This window comes from Intestinibacter sp. (assembly GCF_051866655.1).
GTDB lineage: Bacteria > Bacillota > Clostridia > Peptostreptococcales > Peptostreptococcaceae > Intestinibacter.
The window spans coordinates 1-2,343 of record NZ_JBJDXL010000508.1; the positions used below are offsets into that span (position 1 = coordinate 1).

The window sequence follows — 2,343 nt, forward strand, 5'->3', positions numbered from 1 at the left end:
ATATTGACGGGTGTATATGCGATTTCTACAGTCCGTATATACGAAGATTCGGAGTCCCTAAAAAGGACTCTGAAATAACTAAGAATGTAGTAGGGATATTATCCAGAGATAAAGATTTCTGGCTGTCTCTACCTGTAATAAATAGGCCTACGTTTAGAGTACATCAGTATACAACTGCAAGATGTATTCCTAAATCGTGGATTAAGGCATATCTAGAGGAATCCTGTATGCCTAAAGCTCCAGTCTATCAATTGTATAGTCATTGTATCAGTAAAGTCCCAAGGATAAAGATGGGAGGATGCAATCTACACATTGATGATTCTCTTAAAGTCTTTATAGACTGCAATTTGAGTGGAATACCATGTTTACTCATGGATAATCCCTCTAATAGAGAATGGGGCCCTATTGGAAGGATCTATTCCCTAGATAAGGATGAAGTAGAAGAATGCTACTACCTTTTCAGGGAGACAATGTTTCCTTATTTCAGAGAACTTATACAATGACACTAGACAGTAACTATCTAAACAGTATAGAGGTAACTCCTTTAATGGATACTCTAAGACTTCAAAAGATTAGCGATGCTGAATACTTCAGTAATAAGTTTGATGGCTACATAAGCAATTCAAGACTATCTTTAATAAATCCAAATCAGGACAATGATCCTAACGCTTTCTTCGAAGGACTTGGTAAGCACAACAAGTATAGTGATGCTTTGATATTTGGTAGATACTGCCGTCTGAGTAAGTAATTACTCTTATTATTACACCTGAATATCCTCGAAACCTAAGTTGGGAAACCAATATGGCAACTTGAGGAGGCATAGGCTAACTTTAGTTGTGAAACTATAAAGTTAGATTCAGCCCAAGAGACTAGATACAGGTGCAACCTTAATAAGGTTGAAGACATAGTCCAGACCACAAATTAATACGAATAGATTGGCTGCCAAAAAAAAGGCAGGCACCTGTAAGGATAGGTTGACAAGGAAGTATTAAGCTAAGAAATTAGTAGTGGTATGAGTGCCGTACATGAGCTAGTTCTTCAGCCTGAGCTGTTTGAGCTAGCTTTGTCTGTAGATAGACCTACTGCTAAGATGGGATTTATGGCCGACGAACTATATCAGTCTTACTTAGATGGAAGTCTATGTGATGATATAGTTATTAAAGCTTCTGATAAAATCGGTTATTACAAAGATAAGATGAATGCCGATAGAATAAATGCAGTAATTTCCACTTGTACTCCTTACTGGGAATGTAGGAAGAGATATGAAGATAGTACAACTAAAGATATTACTCCTATTTATCTTGATGCGAAGAGCATTGATAGAGTACAGGAGTGTGTTAGAGCTCTAAAGGAAAATAGTACTATTCAGAAGCTCCTTCATCCAGAGGGTTTATTAGTGGATCCTATTTCTGAAAATGAGCAAGCTATTCTCTTGGACGTTAGGGTAAAAGTTCCTGATTATGACGAGTTTACGCTGAGGATAAAAGCCAAGTTGGATAATTATACCATAGATTCAGAAACTAATACTGTTACTGTAAATGATGTAAAGACTATAGGAAAGATCGTTTCCGAGTTCTCTGGTAATTTTGAAAGATTTCATTACCATAGAGAACTAGCACTTTACAGCTGGTTAATAACATTAGTAGCAAAGAAGTTCTATAACATGGATTCTTGCAGAGTCCTATCTAACTGTCTAGTAGTATCTACTATTCCTAAGTACTATACTAAAGTGTATAGACTATCTAGAGCAGATTTTAGAAAAGGATGGAATGAGTTTAAGATGTTGTTACGACTTGTTGCTTACTATTACAGCAAAGGGTATAGGTTTGAATAACTATGGATATTATCGATACTCCTCCATATGCTGATATGCAGAGGCTTTATAGTAAGTATTTTTCTCTGGGGTATTTAAATCCAGATATTAATACCAAGTTTGCTCTTATCTCTTTAATATGTTATCTAACTGATAAGATAAAGAATAAGAAGCCAGACACAACTCACTATCAAATTATAAGAAAGATTCTAGGAAATGATTTACCAGAGGACCTGGCAAAAGGGCTCGCTGTAGTATGTTCCGACTTTGCTTATGGATGTAATCAATTTCCTACCTTTGGTATTGATGATAAAAATATTCCTGCGAAGATTAAGGAAATCATGTCCGCTAGAACTCCTTTCTGAGAAGAAGATAAAAATTTGTGCGTGTTTTAACACTAATTAACAAATTAATTTATTCCAATTCTTTTTGGGCAGTAACTAATAAGTAGTATATTTGCTCTACAAAAGGATGAGAAGAGATAGAATTTAGAGTTTAAGATAATTTTGCAAATTATTATTTCTGTAATT

General features: G+C 35.1%; 4 protein-coding genes. All 4 read left to right on the forward strand.

From position 1 onward, the window contains the following. On the forward strand, window positions 1-503 hold a 503-nt coding region (locus tag ACI3VO_RS15225; protein ID WP_439758735.1), incomplete at its 5' end, for a hypothetical protein. After that, window positions 500-748: a hypothetical protein gene (locus ACI3VO_RS15230; protein WP_439758736.1), complete on the forward strand. Its 249-nt coding sequence runs from the start codon at window positions 500-502 to the stop codon at window positions 746-748. The genes ACI3VO_RS15225 and ACI3VO_RS15230, both read left to right, overlap by 4 nt. Window positions 749-1,012: 264 nt before the next feature. Next, complete coding sequence (locus tag ACI3VO_RS15235; RefSeq protein WP_439758737.1) at window positions 1,013-1,834, forward strand: hypothetical protein; 822 nt, start codon at window positions 1,013-1,015, stop codon at window positions 1,832-1,834. Window positions 1,835-1,836: 2 nt separating this feature from the next. Beyond that, window positions 1,837-2,178 carry a hypothetical protein gene (locus tag ACI3VO_RS15240; RefSeq protein ID WP_439758738.1) on the forward strand — a complete coding sequence of 114 codons (342 nt, stop codon included), beginning with the start codon at window positions 1,837-1,839 and terminating at the stop codon, window positions 2,176-2,178. The last annotated feature ends 165 nt before the right edge of the window (window positions 2,179-2,343 follow it).

What these genes read in the sequence shown, in the direction of transcription:
- ACI3VO_RS15235 (WP_439758737.1), top strand. Translation starts at nt 1,013, where the DNA reads ATGAGTGCCGTACATGAGCTAGTTCTTCAGCCTGAGCTGTTTGAGCTA.
- ACI3VO_RS15230 (WP_439758736.1), top strand. Translation starts at nt 500, where the DNA reads ATGACACTAGACAGTAACTATCTAAACAGTATAGAGGTAACTCCTTTA.
- ACI3VO_RS15240 (WP_439758738.1), top strand. Translation starts at nt 1,837, where the DNA reads ATGGATATTATCGATACTCCTCCATATGCTGATATGCAGAGGCTTTAT.